Below are 3,235 nucleotides of genomic sequence, written 5' to 3'. Positions count from 1 at the left end.
GGCCGTGGCCGTGGCCGTGGCCGCGCCCGAGGCGCGAGTCAACCCGCAGGAACAGCGCAAGCAGCCGGCCCAGCAGCGCCAGCAGCTGACCGCCAAGCTCAAGCCCATCCGAAAAAACCTGGAACAGGCCGAAGCCCGCATCGCCACGCTCGAGCAGGAAAAGACGGCGCTGCAAGCGCGCATGGGCACGGCTCTCCCGGCAGCGGAGATCGCTGATGCCGGCCGCCGGCTCAAGGCCATCACCGACGAGCTGGCGCGGCTTGAAGAACGCTGGATGGAGCTGTCCGGCACCATCGAGGCGGCAGAAGCCGAGGTCGGCTGACTCGGGCCGGCAGGCCGGCCCCAGAATGCAAGCCATGCCGACCACGCTCCAGCTCGCCGCCGGCGACCCCGACCTGCTGGCCGCCACCCAGCGCGCCCGCCGGCTGCTCAATCGCCGGGCGCTGGCCAGCGCCGCCGCCAGCGCGGTGCCGGTGCCCGGCCTGGACTGGCTGGTGGACGCCGCCATGCTGGCCAAGCTGCTGCCAGCCATCAACGAGGAATTCGGCCTGACGCCGGACCAGCTGGACCGGCTGCCCAGGCGCAAGCGCGAACAAGTCGAAAAGGCCGTCGGCGTGGTCGGCTCGATGGTGATCGGCAAGTTCATCACGCGCGACCTGGTGATCAAGGTAGCGGCCGCGGCCGGCAAGCGCATGACGATCAAGCAAGCGACCAGGTACGTGCCGCTTGCGGGCCAGGCGCTGTCGGCCCTGATCGGCTACACCGCCATCCGCTACCTGGGCGAGCAGCACATCCGCGACTGCGTGCAAGTCTGCAAGGCTGCCGATTTGCAATTGCCAGCGCCGGCGCCGGCGCCGGAACCGCAGCCGGCCATCGCGCCGCCGCGCCGGCTCGCCGGTCGGTTTTGGCCGACACGCAAAACCTGAGACCGCCTATCGGCGCTGGCCGCGCCTGGCTTTGCAATCGGTCCATGCAACCCGCCGACCTCCTGGGCTACGCCGCGGCCACGCTCACCACCTTTTCGTTCGTGCCGCAGGTGTGGCGCACTTTCCACACCCGTGACGTCAGCGGCATTTCGCTGCGGATGTACAGCATCTTCACCGCCGGCGTCGCGCTCTGGCTGGCCTACGGCATCGTGCTCGAAGAAATGCCGATGATCCTGGCCAACGCGCTCAGCCTGGTGCTGGCTTGCTCGGTGCTGGTGATGCGGCTGCGCTTTGCCAAGAACGCGCCCGCCGATGGTGCTGTGCGGGATGTCGTACAGCCGAACGAGGGGCGGTCTGCCAGACCGGGCCCGTAGCGGCGCGAACGATGCCAGCATGGATCCCCGCTGGCAACCCCACCTCGGCGCCGTGCAACCGACGCAAGCCAACCCCGAAGCCTGTGACCTGCTGGCGGCAGGTTGGCACGCCGAGCCCGATGAATGCTGGATCGGGGCCCACGGCCGCGCCTCGCGGATGGTGTCGCCCGACACTTGGCGGGCGTTGCGCGACCGGTTCGGGTTCGTGCGGCCGCGGCTGCGGTTGCAGCGGGTTTGAGGGTCAGCCCTCCAGCAGCCCCCCGGTGCGCTTCACCCGCCGCTCCACCGCGGCTTCCAGCACCCCTGCGTCCGCGCTCGCCAGCGTGAACCAGCGCCGCGCCCGCGTCACCCCGGTGTAGACCAGCTCGCGCGTCAGCACCCGGCTCATCCGGTCGGGCAGCAGCAAGGCCGCGTGGGTGAACTCCGATCCTTGCGATTTGTGCACCGTCATGGCGAACACCGTTTCCACCGCCTGCAAGCGGCTGGGCAAAACCCAGCGGATGCCGTCGGCCGTGGCGAAAGCCACCCGCAGCATCCAGCCAGTTTCGGCGGGCAGCAGCAGCGTGATGCCGACATCGCCGTTCATCAAGCCCAGGGCGTAGTCGTTGCGCGTGACCATCACCGGCCGTCCCAGGTACCAGCCGTGGTCGCCCCCGGTCAGCCCTTCGGCGTGCAGCATTGCAGCGATCCGCTGGTTCAACCGTTCCACGCCTTGCGGGCCCTTGCGAACGGCGCACAGCAGCTGGAACTCGCCGAACGCCTGCAGCACCGAACGCGCCCAGGCATCGAAAGTTTCCTGCGGCGCGCCCAGCGCGGGTTGGCCCGCGCGCAGCACTTCCAGGTAGCGGCGATGGCCGGCGGGCCCGGGGCCCCCGGCATTGCGCGGCCGGCCTGCGTCCAGCGCCAGCCGGCGCAGTGCCGCATCGCCGGCATCCAGCTGCAGGAAGGCCAGGTCTTCCAGCGCCGCCGCGGCGATCTGCCGCAGCGCCGCCACGTTGCCCTCGTTCACGGCTTCGGCCAGCCGGCCGATGCCGCTGCCGGCGCTGAAGCGGTGGCTCTTGCGCAGCTTGACCACCGCCTGGTCCAGCGGCTCGCCGGCCTTGTCCAGCAATGCTGCGGGCAGGCTCTCGCCGGTCGCCCGCAGCAGCCAGTCGCGCGTGGCCGGCAGGTAGTGGCCGCTGTCGGCGCGGCGGCACAGCTCCCCCAGCACCGCACCGGCTTCCACCGAGGCGAGCTGGTCCTTGTCGCCCAGCAGCAGCAGCCGCGCGTTCGGCGGCAATGCGGCCAGCACCGCCGCCATCATTTCCAGGTCCACCATCGAGGCTTCGTCCAGCACCAGCACGTCCACCGGCAGCGGATTGCGCGCGTGGTGCCGGAAGTGCCGCGTGCCGGGCAGGCTGCCCAGCAGGCGGTGCACCGTGGTGACCTCGGTCGGGATCGCCGCGCGCAGCGCCTGGGCATCGCCCAGCGCCTGGAGCGGCAGGTTCGCCACCGCGCCGGCGATCGAGTCGTTCAGCCGGGCCGCGGCCTTGCCGGTGGGCGCCGCCAGCCGGATCCGCAGCCGTCGCCCCTGCCCTCCGGCCAGCGCCAGGTGCTGCAGCACCGCCAGCAGCTTGACCACCGTGGTGGTCTTGCCGGTGCCGGGGCCGCCGGTGATGATGCCGAAGGCCGAGCGCGCAGCCAGTCCGCAGGCGACCTTCTGCCAGTCGGTGGCATCGCCAGCATCGCCAGCGAGGTTCCAGGGAAACAAGGCGTCGAGCGCCTCGCGCAAGCCATCCGGCACGGCTGCCGCGCCAGCCTCCAGCCGCTGCGCGATGGCGTCGCGCACCGAGCGCTCGTGCTGCCAGTAGCGCCGCAGGTACAGGCGCGTGCCGACCAGCACCAGCGGCGTGGCCCCAGGGCCGTCGCCGACCAGCCGCGGGTGCCGCAGCGCGG

At 71.5% G+C, this 3,235-nt stretch carries 5 protein-coding genes; 4 read left to right on the top strand and 1 reads right to left on the bottom strand.

Going from position 1 to position 3,235, the window contains the following annotated elements; translation table 11 throughout:
- The 4 genes from JWP65_RS13635 to JWP65_RS13620 form a co-directional block, all read left to right on the top strand.
- Positions 1-322, top strand: a 322-nt coding sequence (locus tag JWP65_RS13635) for an ABC transporter C-terminal domain-containing protein (protein ID WP_299764590.1), incomplete at its 5' end; no start/stop codon positions are given.
- 34 nt (positions 323-356) lie between these two features.
- Positions 357-926 (top strand): hypothetical protein, encoded by a 570-nt coding sequence (locus JWP65_RS13630; RefSeq protein WP_299764588.1) that lies wholly within the window; start codon positions 357-359, stop codon positions 924-926.
- 44 nt (positions 927-970) lie between these two features.
- Positions 971-1,300 carry a SemiSWEET transporter gene (locus tag JWP65_RS13625; protein ID WP_299764586.1) on the top strand — a complete coding sequence of 110 codons (330 nt, stop codon included), beginning with the start codon at positions 971-973 and terminating at the stop codon, positions 1,298-1,300.
- A 19-nt stretch (positions 1,301-1,319) separates the two neighbouring features.
- Positions 1,320-1,538, top strand: a complete 219-nt coding sequence (locus JWP65_RS13620) for a hypothetical protein (RefSeq protein WP_299764584.1) — start codon at positions 1,320-1,322, stop codon at positions 1,536-1,538.
- Between the two features lie 3 nt (positions 1,539-1,541).
- Here JWP65_RS13620 and recD read toward each other — a convergent pair.
- On the bottom strand, positions 1,542-3,235 hold a 1,694-nt coding region (gene recD / locus JWP65_RS13615; protein ID WP_299764582.1), incomplete at its 5' end, for an exodeoxyribonuclease V subunit alpha.

Origin of the sequence: Ramlibacter sp., from assembly GCF_028292805.1 — a bacterium.
Classification (GTDB): Bacteria; Pseudomonadota; Gammaproteobacteria; order Burkholderiales; family Burkholderiaceae_C; genus Ramlibacter.
The sequence above is the reverse complement of the archived record's forward strand: the minus strand, read 5'-3'. Positions and strand labels throughout refer to the sequence as shown.